Raw genomic sequence first — 14,495 nt, forward strand, 5'->3', positions numbered from 1 at the left:
AAAATAAGCATTAGCTGATATTCTTATGCTTTAAAAACTAGGAAACTTCAGTTTCTTAATCAGTGGTGCGTTTGTGATGTGGATGGCAGCAGGATTTGCCATGCTGGAAGCGGGACTGGTAAGAGCTAAAAATACGACAGAGATTCTAACCAAAAATGTCGCATTATTCGCTATAGCCTGCGTTATGTACATGCTATGTGGATACAATCTAATGTATCCGGGTGATGCAGTCAATAGCGTCTGGCCTGGAATAATTTTTTTATTGGGTGAAGATAATACGGCGACTGATGTTTTAGCCAGTGGTGGTGAGACTTATTACTCAACAATGGCTGACTTCTTTTTTCAGGTAGTGTTTGTTGCAACCGCAATGTCTATTGTTTCGGATGCCGTTGCTGAGCGTATGAAGCTGTGGGCATTTCTTGCGTTTGCGGTTGTTATGACTGGCTTTATCTATCCAATCCAGGGCTACTGGAAATGGGGTGGTGGTTTTCTTGATCAAATGGGATTTTTAGATTTCGCGGGATCGGGTGTGGTACATTTATGTGGTGCGACTGCGGCATTCGCTGTCAGCCCCGGACGGGCTGATAGTCTCCAGAAGGCGCAGGGAAATTTGCCAATCCGAAGTGCGCGATAGCGCGCGAGGGAGGCTAAAATTTTATCCCGAATAGCCGTAGAGCCATTTGTGGTAGCCATGACTGAGCTGCTTTGTGCTCAGTCTGTGGCGGACGCAGGGCGGCTGGAGCATCTCCTATTCGCTGCGTAGGTGAACGAATTACGGCGACAGGAGTCCCGGAATTTCGTGAGGTAGCATGGCGCGCCTGAGCTGGTGTGATCTTGTTAGGTGCGCGTGCAGGTAAATATGGCGCGAATGGCGAGATTCATCCGCTGAAAATCATGGAAACGTAGCTTAGCGAAGTGGTGATTTTTAGTCCCTGATAGGCGACAGGGCAATTCGCTGATTCGACGTGTGCTAGCAGCACGCGAGAGGAGCAAGAATTGCATTCCGAATAGCCGTCCAGCCAGTGAGGTAGTAATGACGAAGCGGCTTTTGTGCGTAGTCGTTGCGGACGCAGGGCGTTCAGGGCATCTCCCATCCGCTGCGTAGGTGAACGAATTATGGCGACAGGAGTCCCGGAATTTCGTGAGGTAGCATGGCGCGCCTGCGATTCCTGGTTGTAATATGCCGTTAGCGACTCTGGGTATGTTTATTTTATGGATGGGCTGGTTCGGTTTTAACGGCGGTTCGGAACTTAAAATTTCTGATATCGGTGAAGCAAATGCGGTTGCATTAGTTTTTGTTAATACCAATGCAGCAGCAGGTGGAGTGATTTCTGCATTATTTACTGCGCATCTATTATTTGGCAAAGCAGATTTAACCATGACTTTAAACGGTGCTTTAGCGGGTCTGGTTGCGATTACTGCAGAGCCTTTGACACCAACGCCTTTATTAGCCACAGTTATCGGAGCAATCGCGGGTATTCTAGTGGTATTTGCAGTTATCAGTCTGGATAAATTGAAAATTGATGATCCAGTGGGTGCGATTTCAGTGCACGGGGTTGTCGGGATCTGGGGCTTGATAGCGGTCTGCTTCTCGAATGATGAAGCCAGTCTGGTTGCTCAGTTAACCGGGATAGCAACTATTTTTGCTTTTGTATTTATAGCAAGCCTGATTACCTGGTCAATTATTAAGGCGGTGATGGGAGTGCGTGTTTCTCAGGAAGAAGAGTACGCGGGTGTGGATTTCTCTGAGTGTGGAATGGAAGCATATCCGGAATTCACTAACTCTGGAAAGTAATCAATAAATACAGACGCTGTCAGCCCCGGACGGGCTGATAGTCTCCAGAAGGCGCAGGGAAATTTGCCAATCCGAAGTGCGCGATAGCGCGCGAGGGAGGCTAAAATTTTATCCCGAATAGCCGTAGAGCCATTTGTGGTAGCCATGACTGAGCTGCTTTGTGCTCAGTCTGTGGCGGACGCAGGGCGGCTGGAGCATCTCCTATTCGCTGCGTAGGTGAACGAATTACGGCGACAGGAGTCCCGGAATTTCGTGAGGTAGCATGGCGCGCCTGTATGTAGGGCGGTGCCTTAGCTCGCCGGTACTGCACATTGGCGGGCTAAGGATTAAGGATTAAATAAAACCCGAAACCTGTAGGATGCTGCTGAGGAACGAAGCGCATCACGTACAATGGTGCGCTTCGTTCCTCAGCACACCCTACAGAATATATAGTTTTTTATCTTAATAAAAGCAGCGGCTTTTTGGTGTGAACCAGCATTTTGACGGTAAAGCTGCCGAGTAGCATCTCACGTAAGCGAGTATGGCTAAAAGCGCCCATAATGGTTAGGTCGACATGATGCTCTTGTTGATAGGCACACAGTTCCTGTTCTGCCTTGCCGGACAAGGATGCGGTGATCAGGGTCAGGTCAGTGGCTTTTTTTAGTTTTGCTTGTGCCTGCTGTAACAGGCTCGCAACATTAGCGGCATTTTTATTCACACAGACCAAATGACAGGTCAGGCCTTTATACAGAGGGCTGCTTGCCACCATTGCGACTGCTTTTTCAGCCGCCTCGCTACCATCGTAGGCAAGCATAATGGTTTGTGGCGTGGTAAATTCTTCGTTAACGATTAGAATAGGGCGATGTAAGGAGCGGATAACGGCTTCCAGTTTTGCGCCTATTGTATTATTTTGCTCGTCGTGTACTTGACCACGAACGCCGAGAACTAACACGCGAATGTTTTCTTCCAGTTCAATTAACGATTCAATGAGCCCACCATGACGCTTACTACAGATTGGCTCAGGTATTCCTGCTGCGATGACGTGATCTTTTGCTGCCTGTAATAATAATTTCCCTTTCTGCAATTTGAGCTTGCTTTGTTGCTGCTCCAGTCCACTGATTTCTTCCAGTAAGTCTTCCTGACTGCCTAAGCCGATATTTCCAGATAAATCAGCAGTGACTGCTGTTTCATGATGATGGTCAATCGTATGCAATAATTTTAATGGCGCATCGACCCGCTTGGAGATCCAGGCTGCATAGTCACAAACTGCGTCAGTAAGCATAGCGCCATCAATACAGGCAACTACCATTTGTTGTGTGTTTTCAGTATGAATGTGTTTCATCAGTGTCCTCCCATTACTTTTTCAATTTCTTCAGGATTATCATGTACGCCAAATCGATCCACAATAGTTGAACTGGCATCGTTTAGGCCGATCAGTTCAACGTCGGCACCTTCACGGCGAAATTTGATAACTACTTTATCCAGGGCATCGACTGCAGATAGATCCCAGAAATGTGCATGAGTCAAGTCAATAACCACTTTATCAACAGCTTCTTTAAAGTCAAAATTAGTTGTAAATTTATCTGCTGAATTGAAGAATACCTGACCATGAACAATATATGTGCGGGTTTCATCATCGGCACTTATGGATGATTCTACATACATAAAGTGGGCAATTTTGTTGGCAAAGAAGAGTGATGCTAACAAGACCCCGACAAAGACGCCGTATGCCAGGTTATGCGTCCAGACTACGACAACCACCGTCATTATCATCACGATATTTGCAGACAGCGGATGTGATTTCAAATGGATAATCGAATCCCAGCTAAAGGTTCCGATAGAGACCATAATCATCACTGCGACGAGTGCTGCCATAGGAATATAAGACAGCCATTCATTAAGAAATACCACCATAATGAGTAAGAATAAACCGGCAACCAAGGTTGATAAACGCCCACGACCACCTGATTTGATGTTAATAACAGACTGCCCAATCATCGCACAACCCGCCATTCCGCCTAATAAGCCAGCGCCTATATTTGCAATTCCCTGACCTTTACATTCGCGGTTTTTATCACTGCTGGTATCGGTTAGATCATCAACAATCGTTGCCGTCATTAATGACTCTAACATACCAACAACAGCTAGAGCAGCGGAGTAAGGAAAGATAATTTGCAGCGTTTCAAAGTTAAGAGGAACTTCCGGCCATAAGAAAATTGGCAGTGTGTCTGGTAAGTCACCCATATCACCAACGGTACGGATATCCAACCCAAGGTAAATGGCAACGCCAGTTAGTCCGACAATACACACTAAAGGCGATGGAATCGACTTGCCGATAAAGGGAATATACGGAAATAAATAGATAATACCTAGGCCGGCTGCGGTCATGGCATAGACATGCCAGGTGACATTCGTCAATTCGGGGAGCTGTGCCATAAAAATCAGTATCGCTAGAGCATTAACAAAGCCGGTCACTACCGAGCGGGAGACAAAGCTCATCAGGCTGCCTAACTTGATATAGCCGGATATAATCTGCAACACACCGGTTAACAGGGTTGCCGCTAACAGATATTGTAAGCCGTAGTCTTTAACTAGTGTCACCATTAGGAGTGCCATCGCACCGGTGGCCGCACTGATCATACCGGGCCTGCCGCCGATAAACGCAGTAATAACTGCAATACAAAAAGAGGCATATAAGCCAACTTTTGGATCCACACCGGCAATAATTGAAAAAGCGATTGCCTCAGGAATAAGTGCAAGGGCAACGACTGTCCCGGCAAGTACATCGCCTTTGATATTGCCTAGCCAGTCTTGTTTTTTTGAAAGTAAGAGCATGTCTACCTTAAAGAATGATAAGAATTAGTAATCTGAAGTTTCCCAATAATTATTTATGGTAAAATTGAAACTATGCTACAACTATATGAAAAAAATAGTCTTTTCATTCGTTTCAAATGCTATTGCCTAAGGGGAATTAAGTAGGGGTTTTGCTATAAACATGGCAAAACCACCTAAAATAAACCTCGATACACCAGCATTGTGTATTTCAGCTACTCAATAATTGGGAAACTTCAGTTAGTAATGATTGACATCATTACTATAAAAAATGTAACCGACTATGATACCAATTACTGCCTATCTATATGAATTTATTTTCCATTTCTAAATTTAGAACCAGTTTACAATGGAGCTTTCTGGTTGCGATAAAGGAGTTAATCCTCAGCAGGAAAAAAATGGTTAAAAATACTCCAGCGTGGCGTTTTTGGGTATCTGTTTTTCCCTGAATCCAGTGTCTGAATAAAGTATCAATAGTACCGTCTGTCTGTTTTAACTTAATCCAGGTGCTGATAAAGTGCTCCAGCATTAAATCCTCTCCTCCAACCGCAATAACTAAAGGCGCGCCCTGATGCCCGGAAAAGGGAGTGACAACAGCGTACCCAGGGTAAATCAATGTCCAGGCTGAGCCGCCTTCAGCACTGGTAAATAAAACCTGCTGTCGAAATTCTGGTTGCTTAAAAAAATCGTCTACGGAATCAAACTCGCTGATCTTAGAGGCCGGAAGCAGGCCACTAATTCGATCTGCAACAATACTCTCTTTACGCACCGCTACATGGATATTTTTAAGTGCACTAATCTGCTGCATATCGCTGAACTGCTTACGCTGGTAATCGGGCACAATCAGAGCCAGGTGGATATCCAGGTAACTGCGACTGTACAGGATTCGGGTGGAAGCCAGTAAACTAAGATTAGGCGTAATCCCGGAAACGGCAATATCGAAATGGTCTTCTTCTAGCTGCTGAATCAGGAGCCCACTCTCATAAGGGATAAATTCTATTGTTACCTGCAAATCTTCGGCAAGAGACATCATTAGGTCGATATCAAAGCCGACTATGTGCCCAGAACTATTATAAAAAGAAAAGGGTAGCTTATCTTCATTTACGCCAATTCTTATAACCCCGCGCTGCCTTATTCTGCTGATCAAATGCTGGCCAGGATCAAGTGCAACCGAGTTTGGTATGGAAAGACTCGAAATGCTATGCGGTATACGCTCGCTGAAAATCATGGAAACGGAGCTTAGCGAAGTGGTGATTTTTAGTCCCTGATAGGCGACAGGGCAATTCGCTGATTCGACGTGTTCTAGCAGCACGCGAGAGGAGCAAGAATTGCATTCCGAATAGCCGTCCAGCCAGTGAGGTAGTAATGACGAAGCGGCTTTTGTGCGTAGTCGTTGCGGACGCAGGCCGTTCAGGGCATCTCCCATCCGCTGCGTAGGTGAACGAATTATGGCGACAGGAGTCCCGGAATTTCGTGAGGTAGCATGGCGCGCCTGTTGCTGTTATAAGTGATTAAAATAAAAAAGATGGAAATATTCGAGTGGTGCTACCTTCAGGTAGGTTATACTCGATGTTCAAGTTTTTTAACTGATTGATTTTATTGACAATTTTACTGACAAAGAAAGCATCAACATCATTGTAAATCAATCACTTATAAAACAAAGCCGTAAAAATTTACTTTTCTTAGCCCAGTTATAGCTGAAAACTTGAACATCGAGTTATAGGCTGCTTTGTTTAGGTACTTCTTCTTTCAATGGGAACACTGATGATAATAACAGGAATGTCTTTACAGTGCTTTATGAGCTCTCTTGTGACGAGGTTAGTTTCACGGCCTCAATTGATAGGGGAACACTGATGATACAGTTAGTAATCAACAGCTGAAGTTTCCCAATTATTGAGTGGCTGAAATACACAATGCTGGTGTATCGAGGTTTATTTTAGGTGGTTTTGCCATGTTTATAGCAAACCCCTACTTAATTCCCCTTAGGCAATAGCATTTGAAACGAATGAAAAGACTATTTTTTTCATATAGTTGTAGCATAGTTTCAATTTTACCATAAATAATTATTGGGAAACTTCAGATCAACAGTTAACGCTAGGTAAAAAAGGGATGGTTATGCAGGAAATATTGATTGGTGCAAATGAACACACGCAGATAATAATGGACGCCGCCATGGGTAATCGGCATGGCATGATCTCAGGGGCAACCGGCACGGGAAAAACAGTGACCTTGCAGATTCTTGCCGAGGGTTATTCGCGGCTGGGTGTGCCGGTATTTATGGCGGGTGACTTATCGGGTGTTGCTAAAGCCGAGTAGACACACGAGAAAATCACCGAGCGCGTACAGCAAATCAGAATTGATGATTTTCAGTTTCGTGCCAACCCAACTGTGTTCTGTGATATATTTGCGCGTAATGGCCATCCCGTGCGCACCACTATTTCTGATATGGGGCCTTTGCTACTCACGCATTTACTTGAGCTAAATGATACCCAGTCGGGAGTTTTATACAGTTGCTTTAAAATTGCAGATGATCAGGGTATGCTCCTGCTGGATCTCAAGGATTTACGTGCCATGCTACCTCACGAAATTCCGGGACTCCTGTCGCCGTAATTCGTTCACCTACGCAGCGAATAGGAGATGCTCCAGCCGCCCTGCGTCCGCCACAGACTGAGCACAAAGCAGCTCAGTCATGGCTACCACAAATGGCTCTACGGCTATTCGGGATAAAATTTTAGCCTCCCTCGCGCGCTATCGCGCACTTCGGATTGGCAAATTTCCCTGCGCCTTCTGGAGACTATCAGCCCGTCCGGGGCTGACAGCGCTGGATGGCAGAGAATTCTAGAACTCTCAAATCTGAATATGGCAATATTTCATCAGCCAGTGTTGGTGCGATTCAGCGCCGCTTGCTGGTATTAGATGAGCAGGGAGCTAGTGAATTTTTTGGCGAGCCGGCGTTAAAAATTGATGACTTTCAGCGCACCGACTTTGGGGGTAATGGTGTCATCAGCATACTCGATGCAACCGATTTAACCTCAAAATCACCGCGATTATATAGGGAATCCGCGTATGAACTGCTTAAGCAAAGAGCAGCACAAATGGCTAAAATGTCAGCGCAGCAGGTCAAACCAAAAAGAGTGCGTAGTCGTCAAACTGCAACCGAAGTGATGTTCAAAAGTGTCGCCCGCAGTGTCGGTAGTCAGTTAGGCCGGCAGATAGTCCGAGGTATTATGGGTTCATTATTTGGTGGGCGTAGATAAGGGTAATGTTAGAAATTTTAGATATAGGTGTGGAGCGTGCTATAGCATATCGATTAGCAGGTAAGGTTACCGAAAAAGATATGAAATTAGCTTTTGGCATAATCAAGGAAAAAATTGAGCAATATGGTGAGGTATATATTTATCAGGAAATAGATGATTTTATCGGTATGGAGTTTGATGCTATGACCGAAAAATTTAAATACCTATTTGAAAATGGAGTTTCAAATATAACTATAGACTTTCAGAAAATTAATTTCCGAACAAACAAAAACGACAGAGGGGAAACTGGCTTATAATTTTCGTCCCAACACTAACGGAAACAGTCAAAAATGGTATCCCTCACTTTTTCAAAGTCAATTGTAGACCGACTAAAAAAAAATATGGCGACAGCTCTCAAGCTAAGTAATATTTGTTTATATCGATTAACTCAAGCTCTACTCTGGTTCAGTGAATGCATGGGAATTAAAGAAATAGCACGCCTAATGGGAGTCTGTGAAAAAACCATTATAAATTGGCTGAAAACATTCATGCATAAAGGTGTCGGTTGGTTAATAGGGCAACACTATCAAGGACGTGGTCGGAAGTCAAAGTTAACTAAAGACCAGAAAAATAGATTGGTTGAGTTGATAAAGAAAGGCCCAGAAGACAATGGATTTCATTGTGGAATATGGAATACTGCGATGATTGCCGACGCTGAAAATCAGGGAAACGGAGCCTAAGCGAAGTGATGATTTTTAGTCCGCGATAGCCGTAGGGCCGTTATTTTGTCGGAGTCTGAGCGTTAGCGAAGGTGGAGACAAAATAAAAGGCCATCCGACACGGCGTCAAGTCATTTGGAGCCTATGTTCCGACCCCTTGTTGGGTCGGGACGAGGTGACGAGGACGAATCGGGGCCGCCGGAGGCATAAGTGGTCGCGTTAAGTTTTTGCTGCTTGCTTGGGCTGGGATGCCCAAAACAAGCTTTCGCAAAAATAGCGACTCCCCAAGCTTATTTGGTTAAAATTTGAAGTTCGTTATAACTTGAACTATTTATCAAGCCTAATGAAAAAACTGGGCTTCAGTTATCAAAAAGCTCGTTTTGTGACTGATCGCCAAGAAAAAGAAAAGTACGAGCTTGAAAGAAAAACGTGGCTGGAAGAAACATTGCCTGCCATTATGGAAAAGGCGGTAGAAGAAAAGAGTGTCGTTTTATTCGGTGATGAGGTGTCATTTGCTATGTGGGGTTCATTGGCACGAACCTGGGCTCCAATAGGAGAGCAACCCACAGTGAAAACATCAGGGATTCGAAAAGGGTTGAAAATGTTTGGTACGATCGAACTCGAAGGAGGGAGTTTTCAATACCGAGAATCATTGGCTTATGAGATAAAACCAAAGTCACTTAGACTTTTAAAAGAAGCTGGGCTGCCTCAAGAATTTTTAGCTATTCTTAAAAGCTTAAAAAATGAGAAATATCCAACACAGAAGCTTTTTATGGAAGCGATATATATAATCCCCCAGCAAATCCAGACAAGAAATCAAAGCAATCTTATTCCAAATTAGTTACTATTTGTAAAAAATTGGAGTATTAAAATGAGCAGAAAAAGAACGGTCTACAGTGCTGAATTTAAAAGCAAGTTGGTATTAGAAGTTTTAAAGAATGAAAAAACACTGCAAGAAATTGCCAGTGCAAATAACATCACACCTAAGAACCTACAAAACTGGAAAAAAATATTCTTAGACAATGCAGAAATAGCAATGGAGCCCTCCAAAGCCGTTAAAGATTACAAAGAGGATCTATTAGCAGCTCAAGAACAAAATGAGATGCTCACAAAAATCGTAGGAAAAATGACGGTTGAAAAGGAGTGGCTCGAAAAAAAGCTAAAAAGCTTGGACTCATCTGATAGAAAACAGTTGATTGAGCCCAAGCTTAACACTCTACCTCTAACACAGCAGTGTGCATTATTAGGATTAAATAGAAGCAATCTCTATTACAAAAAAAGAGAGAATAAAAAGAAAGAAGAGATCAAAACTCAGATTAATCACATTTTTAAAGACATCCCTATTTATGGTGCGGCTAAAGTACACCAGCAGTTGCTTGAAGGTGGTTTTAAAGTCAGTTTAAACACGGTGGCGAGTTATCGGCAGCAGATGGGCTTGAAAGCCGTATTAGCGGTAAAACAAGTCAATACAACGATCCCCATAAAAGAACATAAAAAATATACTTATAAGCTTAGAGATCTTGATATATCACACGCTAACCAAGTTTGGAGTACAGATATAACCTATATTAAAACCAAAGAAGGGATGGTTTATTTAGCGGCGATTATTGATTGGCACTCAAAAGCAGTGCTCGCCCATAAAATATCAAACACAATGGATTCTTTTTTAGTTATGGATGTATTAGATGAAGCGCTTTCTCTCTACGGAACACCTGAAATTTTTAATACGGATCAAGGCAGTCAATACACCAGTGAAATTCATACCCAACGACTAAAAAACAAAGGCATTACTATTTCTATGGATGGAAAAGGACGAGCAACGGATAATATTTGTATTGAACGGTTTTGGCGAAGTGCAAAATGTGAGCGTATTTATTTAAATGAATATGGTTCAATTAGAGCGTTAATAGAAGATGTTGATGACTATATTGAGTTTTATAATCATCAACGGTTTCATGAAACCCTGGACTATAAAAAACCAATGAATGTATATAGAGAAAGTATTTTAGCTAATGAACAGCAGAATGAAGCGGCTTAGGAATATGGAATAAGGATTGTTGAAAAATCTGTCTTGACTCTTTGGGGTGCTATAATATTTGCCGACAACGTCTTATCGGGGAGTCGCTATTTTTGCGAAAGCTTGTTTTGGGCATCCCAGCCCAAGCAAGCAGCAAAAACTTAACGCGACCACTTATGCCTCCGGCGGCCCCGATTCGTCCTCGTCACCTCGTTCCGACCCAACAAGGGGTCGGAACATAGGCTCCAAATGACTTGACGCCGTGTCGGATGGCCTTTTATTTTGTCTCCACCTTCGCTAACGCTCAGACTCCGACAAAATAACGGCCCTACGGCTATCGCGGACTAAAAATCATCACTTCGCTTAGGCTCCGTTTCCCTGATTTTCAGCGATCGAGAGTTATAAGCCAATGATATTACAACACGCTGAAACATCTGGGCGTTTTAATGGTGAAAGCTATGTTGAGTTTTTAACACAATTGCTGGCTTATTATAAAGGCAAGATTATTCTAATTGAAGATGGTGCCCCGTATCATGGAAGCGGTGTTATTAAGGAATTTAAGTTAGCTAATGTAGATCGTTTGACAGTAGAACGTCTCCCTGCGTTCTCGCCGGATTTTAATCCGATTGAGAAATTATGGAAAAATACGAAACGCGATTCGACTCATATGAAGTATTTTAAAACTTTTGAAGATCTTCATGATTCAGTTGTGCAAACTTTTAACACTTATATGCATGATGCCAGTAAAGTGATTTGTGTTATGCAAAAATTGCGGGAAGATTTCGTTGTTACCGCCTAAGTTTAAGCGCTCCAAATTTGGAAATTATTTATCTGAGAAACTATAGAATAGCCGTGGTAACTGAATAAACAATGGTTGCAAAAGATTATTGATTTAGAAGATAAGCTATTTAAAAGTATCGATATGCAATATTTTGCACAGCAGGATAAAAATCTAGCTGTTAAATTTTTAAAAGAGCATAAGCAAAAATAGCTTCAAATTCTCTACATTAAGTTGTATTAGTCGCAATTTTATCAAAAAGACACTGTAAGGCTTGATCACACTAATGACCGGTATTCCCCAAAGAGCAGTCAATTGTGAATAGGATGGTGATTGACATACTACAGATACGGGCATTTATTTTGAAATGCCGACAATAAATTATAAATATTACAATTCGTATAGATATCAATTCGCATATGGCTTAAGTTGCCATGGTAATAGCGAAAATGCATTGATTAAAGTTGATATGAATGACTTGACTACAAGGGAATGGTATCAAGCTAATATGTACCCACAAGAGGGTATATTTGTACCCAATCTTGATAGCTCCACTGAAGATGATTTATTCTAACAGTCGTATTGGATACTGAAAAATGTGATTCGTTTTTATTGGTATTAAATGCAAATGATTTATCAGAATTGGCGAGGGTATACGTGGGTCAGATAGTACCTTTTGGATTCCATGGCACTTTTATCAAGAGTTAGGGTAAATGCCTGACTTGTGAATAAAACAACTTAGAACGTACCAAGGAAAATGTCAAACGCAAAAGGTAATATTATGTTTTTGATAAAGGGCCTGATCAGTAATGTGATTCAATTATTCTGCCATATTCAATCTGCCATTTTTAAAGTTTAAACACAATCAGGTCTAACTATCACTTGAATAGCTGCTGACGCCCCATTGCAGCCAGTCAAGATTCTTTATTTGATAGGAAAAATACTGCAATCTTGGGGAAAGCAACGCCTTGCTTCCCTCTAGATTGCTTTGATATCTGTCTGTTATTGGGTGTTTATAGCGGTTGTACTTTATTTGCACATGGCCCTTTTTGACCCTGACCTACTTCATATTCAACGGCTTGACCGTCATTTAGAGTTGCGTAGCTCCCGCCAGCCTGAATTTCTGAGTGATGAACAAATAGATCTTTACTTCCATCTTCTGGGGTTATAAAGCCAAAACCTTTATCCGCACTAAACCACTTAACTGTACCTTTACTCATGTGTTATCTTCTTTTTTAAAGGGTGAATATAATATTACTCTTTTCGCTATCACCATTACGATAAAGAGTTTCCAAATTTGTAAGAACAATATTAATATATAATTTTGGTATATCTTCCCTACTTTGAGCTTTAGAATCAACACATTTCTAAAACCAGGTAAGTTCTCTAACCTGAAGTTTCCCAATAATTATTTATGGTAAAATTGAAACTATGCTACAACTATATGAAAAAAATAGTCTTTTCATTCGTTTCAAATGCTATTGCCTAAGGGGAATTAAGTAGGGGTTTGCTATAAACATGGCAAAACCACCTAAAATAAACCTCGATACACCAGCATTGTGTATTTCAGCTACTCAATAATTGGGAAACTTCAGTTACTAATATTGATGGCATTCCGTTGACTAAAAGCCTTAAATTCCTTTTAAAAACAACAGGTTAATCGTGAATGAGGCCTAGTCTTACTGTGTAATGAAAGTTTATAACACATTGATTATACAAATAAAACGACCTCATTCGCTGAAAATCATGGAAACGGAGCTTAGCGAAGTGGTGATTTTTAGTCCCTGATAGGCGACAGGGCAATTCGCTGATTCGACGTGTGCTAGCAGCACGCGAGAGGAGCAAGAATTGCATTCCGAATAGCCGTCCAGCCAGTGAGGTAGTAATGACGAAGCGGCTTTTGTGCGTAGTCGTTGCGGACGCAGGGCGTTCAGGGCATCTCCCATCCGCTGCGTAGGTGAACGAATTATGGCGACAGGAGTCCCGGAATTTCGTGAGGTAGCATGGCGCGCCTGCATGTTCATTTTACGCGATATTTTACTCCCGCTTCAAGATCATTTTTCCGAAACCACTTTAGGCCGCGAACGAGCCTCTCTGTTCGTTTACACGATCCTGTCCATTATCGTTCCTTTTACGTCATCAATTGAGATTCAACGCGTAAATCCCCCCGGCCGCCTGAACTTTCCCCTTGCTGTTTTTTTCAGTATGGCAGGCATGATCAATAAAATGTCCATCCGCTGCTTCTATGGTGTATTCGTCAAGTTCTGGGAATGCTTTAAGATAATCAATGCCTTGCGATAGCAGTGTTTCAGCGTGAAGATGATAGCTCTGCTGTTCAAATGCCTCAAGCATACTTGTTCGTCTATGCGACTTCAGTGATTTAAAATACGTTGAGTGGGGAAGCAGCTGGCCATAAATCTGTTCATTGGTTTGGAGGAAATGGCGACCACTATCGACTACACTGATACAGCGTAATAACCCAAGACGAATAAAGTCGATATCCTTCAACTCTGGGCATGAACGAGCCCACAAAGGATGACGCTCTGCTAACAGGGCACGTTCCATACTTTCATTGCAGTGTTGGTGAATATGTTCAGAGAGTGGTAGGTCTTTAAGCATGGGTGATATCCGTTTATGAGGTGATTAAAACGGAAATTTTTAGAAAATTTTTTTCGGCAATTGCAAGCTTTATTTGAAATTATTTGTTGTTTTTTTACGGTGCCTACAGAGTGTCTATTTGCTGTTATAAGTGATTAAAATCAAAAAGATGAAAATATTCGAGTGGTGCTACCTTCAGGTAGGTTATAGGCTGCTTTGTTTAGGTACTTCTTCTTTCAATGGGAACACTGATGATTTATATATGATAGAGGACATTTATAGCCGAAAAATAGTCGGGGCTGAAGTGTATGAACAAGAAAGTGGCGAAGATGCCGCTACACTACTTGAGCGTAGCCTATTAAAGGAAAAAATGATGTATAACCCATTGGTGCTCCATTCTGATAATGGCGCACCAATGAAATCACTCACCTTGCGCAGCAAAATGTATGATTTAAACTTAACCAGCTCATACAGCCGCCCACGAGTGAGTAATGACAACCCTTATTCTGAAGCTTTTTTTAGAACGGTAAAGTATTGTCCT

At 42.3% G+C, this 14,495-nt stretch carries 24 protein-coding genes and 4 pseudogenes; 17 read left to right on the forward strand and 11 right to left on the reverse strand.

Features of this window, described 5'->3' with window-relative positions:
• Positions 1-76: 76 nt before the first annotated feature.
• Positions 77-565 (forward strand): annotated as a pseudogene (locus K6984_RS28155) (ammonium transporter family protein); the annotation flags it as partial.
• On the opposite strand, the gene K6984_RS28160 reads toward K6984_RS28155, so the two are convergent.
• Together K6984_RS28160 and K6984_RS28165 are read right to left on the reverse strand one after the other, a co-directional pair.
• Complete coding sequence (locus tag K6984_RS28160) at positions 496-693, reverse strand: hypothetical protein (protein WP_221898348.1); 198 nt, start codon at positions 691-693, stop codon at positions 496-498. The pseudogene K6984_RS28155 and the gene K6984_RS28160 sit on opposite strands and share 70 nt — an antisense overlap.
• A 185-nt stretch (positions 694-878) precedes the next feature.
• Entirely contained in the window at positions 879-1,094 is a 216-nt protein-coding gene (locus tag K6984_RS28165) for a hypothetical protein (protein WP_221895414.1), read from the reverse strand.
• Here K6984_RS28165 and K6984_RS35305 point away from each other — a divergent pair.
• Complete coding sequence (locus K6984_RS35305) at positions 1,051-1,179, forward strand: hypothetical protein (RefSeq protein WP_263458906.1); 129 nt, start codon at positions 1,051-1,053, stop codon at positions 1,177-1,179. The two genes, K6984_RS28165 and K6984_RS35305, sit on opposite strands and share 44 nt — an antisense overlap.
• Positions 1,166-1,795, forward strand: a pseudogene (locus K6984_RS28170) (ammonium transporter family protein); the annotation flags it as partial. The gene K6984_RS35305 and the pseudogene K6984_RS28170, both read left to right, overlap by 14 nt.
• Here the strand turns inward: K6984_RS28170 and K6984_RS28175 are convergent.
• Positions 1,714-1,941: a hypothetical protein gene (locus K6984_RS28175; protein WP_221898349.1), complete on the reverse strand. Its 228-nt coding sequence runs from the start codon at positions 1,939-1,941 to the stop codon at positions 1,714-1,716. The pseudogene K6984_RS28170 and the gene K6984_RS28175 sit on opposite strands and share 82 nt — an antisense overlap.
• Positions 1,942-1,953: 12 nt before the next feature.
• Between K6984_RS28175 and K6984_RS35310 the strand changes: the two genes are divergently transcribed.
• Positions 1,954-2,076, forward strand: a complete 123-nt coding sequence (locus tag K6984_RS35310) for a hypothetical protein (RefSeq protein WP_263458907.1) — start codon at positions 1,954-1,956, stop codon at positions 2,074-2,076.
• A 155-nt stretch (positions 2,077-2,231) separates the two neighbouring features.
• Here K6984_RS35310 and K6984_RS28180 read toward each other — a convergent pair whose 3' ends face one another.
• From K6984_RS28180 to K6984_RS28190, 3 genes are all read right to left on the reverse strand, one after another.
• Positions 2,232-3,116 carry a universal stress protein gene (locus K6984_RS28180; protein ID WP_221898350.1) on the reverse strand — a complete coding sequence of 295 codons (885 nt, stop codon included), beginning with the start codon at positions 3,114-3,116 and terminating at the stop codon, positions 2,232-2,234.
• Positions 3,116-4,609 (reverse strand): SulP family inorganic anion transporter, encoded by a 1,494-nt coding sequence (locus K6984_RS28185; protein ID WP_221898351.1) that lies wholly within the window; start codon positions 4,607-4,609, stop codon positions 3,116-3,118. The genes K6984_RS28180 and K6984_RS28185 overlap by 1 nt, the downstream gene beginning before the upstream one ends.
• Positions 4,610-4,910: 301 nt before the next feature.
• Positions 4,911-6,032, reverse strand: coding sequence for a substrate-binding periplasmic protein (locus tag K6984_RS28190; protein WP_221898352.1), 1,122 nt, complete (start codon positions 6,030-6,032; stop codon positions 4,911-4,913).
• Between K6984_RS28190 and K6984_RS35315 the strand changes: the two genes are divergently transcribed.
• Both K6984_RS35315 and K6984_RS28195 read left to right on the forward strand, forming a co-directional pair.
• Positions 5,989-6,117, forward strand: a complete 129-nt coding sequence (locus K6984_RS35315; protein WP_263458908.1) for a hypothetical protein — start codon at positions 5,989-5,991, stop codon at positions 6,115-6,117. The two genes, K6984_RS28190 and K6984_RS35315, sit on opposite strands and share 44 nt — an antisense overlap.
• Before the next feature lie 604 nt (positions 6,118-6,721).
• Positions 6,722-7,183, forward strand: a pseudogene (locus K6984_RS28195) (helicase HerA-like domain-containing protein); the annotation flags it as partial.
• Here K6984_RS28195 and K6984_RS35320 read toward each other — a convergent pair.
• Entirely contained in the window at positions 7,161-7,283 is a 123-nt protein-coding gene (locus tag K6984_RS35320) for a hypothetical protein (RefSeq protein ID WP_263458909.1), read from the reverse strand. The pseudogene K6984_RS28195 and the gene K6984_RS35320 overlap by 23 nt on opposite strands.
• A 12-nt stretch (positions 7,284-7,295) precedes the next feature.
• Here K6984_RS35320 and K6984_RS28200 point away from each other — a divergent pair, with 12 nt between their 5' ends.
• Genes K6984_RS28200 through K6984_RS28215 form a run of 4 tightly spaced genes read left to right on the forward strand, consistent with a single transcriptional unit; the run spans position 7,296 to position 8,582 of the window.
• Positions 7,296-7,448 (forward strand): hypothetical protein, encoded by a 153-nt coding sequence (locus K6984_RS28200; protein WP_221898353.1) that lies wholly within the window; start codon positions 7,296-7,298, stop codon positions 7,446-7,448.
• Entirely contained in the window at positions 7,432-7,863 is a 432-nt protein-coding gene (locus K6984_RS28205; RefSeq protein WP_221898354.1) for a helicase HerA-like domain-containing protein, read from the forward strand. Before K6984_RS28200 ends, K6984_RS28205 begins: the two co-directional genes overlap by 17 nt.
• Before the next feature lie 5 nt (positions 7,864-7,868).
• Positions 7,869-8,159 carry a SpoIIAA family protein gene (locus tag K6984_RS28210; RefSeq protein ID WP_221898355.1) on the forward strand — a complete coding sequence of 97 codons (291 nt, stop codon included), beginning with the start codon at positions 7,869-7,871 and terminating at the stop codon, positions 8,157-8,159.
• 33 nt (positions 8,160-8,192) lie between these two features.
• On the forward strand, positions 8,193-8,582 hold the full coding sequence (locus tag K6984_RS28215) for a helix-turn-helix domain-containing protein (protein ID WP_221898356.1): 390 nt from the start codon (positions 8,193-8,195) through the stop codon (positions 8,580-8,582).
• Between the two features lie 121 nt (positions 8,583-8,703).
• Here the strand turns inward: K6984_RS28215 and K6984_RS35325 are convergent, their stop codons facing one another.
• Positions 8,704-8,832, reverse strand: a complete 129-nt coding sequence (locus K6984_RS35325; RefSeq protein WP_263458596.1) for a hypothetical protein — start codon at positions 8,830-8,832, stop codon at positions 8,704-8,706.
• A 21-nt stretch (positions 8,833-8,853) separates the two neighbouring features.
• Here K6984_RS35325 and K6984_RS28220 point away from each other — a divergent pair, with 21 nt between their 5' ends.
• The 6 genes from K6984_RS28220 (at position 8,854) to K6984_RS36795 (ending at position 12,064) form a co-directional block, all read left to right on the forward strand.
• Positions 8,854-9,402 carry a winged helix-turn-helix domain-containing protein gene (locus K6984_RS28220; RefSeq protein WP_263458910.1) on the forward strand — a complete coding sequence of 183 codons (549 nt, stop codon included), beginning with the start codon at positions 8,854-8,856 and terminating at the stop codon, positions 9,400-9,402.
• Between the two features lie 30 nt (positions 9,403-9,432).
• Positions 9,433-10,599: an IS3 family transposase gene (locus K6984_RS28225; protein WP_087870166.1), complete on the forward strand. Its 1,167-nt coding sequence runs from the start codon at positions 9,433-9,435 to the stop codon at positions 10,597-10,599.
• Positions 10,600-10,691: 92 nt separating this feature from the next.
• On the forward strand, positions 10,692-10,820 hold the full coding sequence (locus tag K6984_RS35330) for a hypothetical protein (protein ID WP_263458596.1): 129 nt from the start codon (positions 10,692-10,694) through the stop codon (positions 10,818-10,820).
• Between the two features lie 167 nt (positions 10,821-10,987).
• A complete protein-coding gene (locus K6984_RS28230; protein WP_221898358.1) occupies positions 10,988-11,377 on the forward strand; it encodes a transposase in 390 nt (129 codons plus the stop codon).
• Between the two features lie 334 nt (positions 11,378-11,711).
• Positions 11,712-11,930, forward strand: a complete 219-nt coding sequence (locus tag K6984_RS36790) for a carotenoid oxygenase family protein (RefSeq protein ID WP_420831736.1) — start codon at positions 11,712-11,714, stop codon at positions 11,928-11,930.
• The gene (locus tag K6984_RS36795; RefSeq protein WP_420831737.1) at positions 11,924-12,064 is read left to right on the forward strand and encodes a carotenoid oxygenase family protein; all 141 of its coding nucleotides are present in this window, start codon (positions 11,924-11,926) and stop codon (positions 12,062-12,064) included. Before K6984_RS36790 ends, K6984_RS36795 begins: the two co-directional genes overlap by 7 nt.
• Positions 12,065-12,369: 305 nt before the next feature.
• Here K6984_RS36795 and K6984_RS28245 read toward each other — a convergent pair whose 3' ends face one another.
• From K6984_RS28245 to K6984_RS28255, 3 genes are all read right to left on the reverse strand, one after another.
• Positions 12,370-12,576 (reverse strand): cold-shock protein, encoded by a 207-nt coding sequence (locus K6984_RS28245; RefSeq protein ID WP_221898361.1) that lies wholly within the window; start codon positions 12,574-12,576, stop codon positions 12,370-12,372.
• Positions 12,577-13,086: 510 nt separating this feature from the next.
• Entirely contained in the window at positions 13,087-13,302 is a 216-nt protein-coding gene (locus tag K6984_RS28250; protein WP_147636564.1) for a hypothetical protein, read from the reverse strand.
• A 193-nt stretch (positions 13,303-13,495) separates the two neighbouring features.
• Positions 13,496-13,975, reverse strand: coding sequence for a hypothetical protein (locus K6984_RS28255; RefSeq protein WP_221898362.1), 480 nt, complete (start codon positions 13,973-13,975; stop codon positions 13,496-13,498).
• Between the two features lie 235 nt (positions 13,976-14,210).
• On the opposite strand from K6984_RS28255, the pseudogene K6984_RS28260 reads away from it, so the two are divergent.
• Positions 14,211-14,495: pseudogene (locus tag K6984_RS28260) on the forward strand (IS3 family transposase); the annotation flags it as partial.

Source organism: Bathymodiolus japonicus methanotrophic gill symbiont, assembly GCF_019721995.1.
GTDB lineage: Bacteria > Pseudomonadota > Gammaproteobacteria > Methylococcales > Methylomonadaceae > Methyloprofundus.

What these genes read in the sequence shown, in the direction of transcription:
- K6984_RS28255 (WP_221898362.1), bottom strand. Translation starts at nt 13,975, where the DNA reads ATGCTTAAAGACCTACCACTCTCTGAACATATTCACCAACACTGCAAT.
- K6984_RS28160 (WP_221898348.1), bottom strand. Translation starts at nt 693, where the DNA reads ATGGCTACCACAAATGGCTCTACGGCTATTCGGGATAAAATTTTAGCC.
- K6984_RS28180 (WP_221898350.1), bottom strand. Translation starts at nt 3,116, where the DNA reads ATGAAACACATTCATACTGAAAACACACAACAAATGGTAGTTGCCTGT.
- K6984_RS28245 (WP_221898361.1), bottom strand. Translation starts at nt 12,576, where the DNA reads ATGAGTAAAGGTACAGTTAAGTGGTTTAGTGCGGATAAAGGTTTTGGC.
- K6984_RS28200 (WP_221898353.1), top strand. Translation starts at nt 7,296, where the DNA reads ATGGCTACCACAAATGGCTCTACGGCTATTCGGGATAAAATTTTAGCC.
- K6984_RS28230 (WP_221898358.1), top strand. Translation starts at nt 10,988, where the DNA reads ATGATATTACAACACGCTGAAACATCTGGGCGTTTTAATGGTGAAAGC.
- K6984_RS28205 (WP_221898354.1), top strand. Translation starts at nt 7,432, where the DNA reads ATGGCAGAGAATTCTAGAACTCTCAAATCTGAATATGGCAATATTTCA.
- K6984_RS28215 (WP_221898356.1), top strand. Translation starts at nt 8,193, where the DNA reads ATGGTATCCCTCACTTTTTCAAAGTCAATTGTAGACCGACTAAAAAAA.
- K6984_RS28165 (WP_221895414.1), bottom strand. Translation starts at nt 1,094, where the DNA reads ATGGGAGATGCCCTGAACGCCCTGCGTCCGCAACGACTACGCACAAAA.
- K6984_RS28175 (WP_221898349.1), bottom strand. Translation starts at nt 1,941, where the DNA reads ATGGCTACCACAAATGGCTCTACGGCTATTCGGGATAAAATTTTAGCC.
- K6984_RS28210 (WP_221898355.1), top strand. Translation starts at nt 7,869, where the DNA reads ATGTTAGAAATTTTAGATATAGGTGTGGAGCGTGCTATAGCATATCGA.
- K6984_RS28190 (WP_221898352.1), bottom strand. Translation starts at nt 6,032, where the DNA reads ATGGGAGATGCCCTGAACGGCCTGCGTCCGCAACGACTACGCACAAAA.
- K6984_RS28225 (WP_087870166.1), top strand. Translation starts at nt 9,433, where the DNA reads ATGAGCAGAAAAAGAACGGTCTACAGTGCTGAATTTAAAAGCAAGTTG.
- K6984_RS28185 (WP_221898351.1), bottom strand. Translation starts at nt 4,609, where the DNA reads ATGCTCTTACTTTCAAAAAAACAAGACTGGCTAGGCAATATCAAAGGC.
- K6984_RS28250 (WP_147636564.1), bottom strand. Translation starts at nt 13,302, where the DNA reads ATGGGAGATGCCCTGAACGCCCTGCGTCCGCAACGACTACGCACAAAA.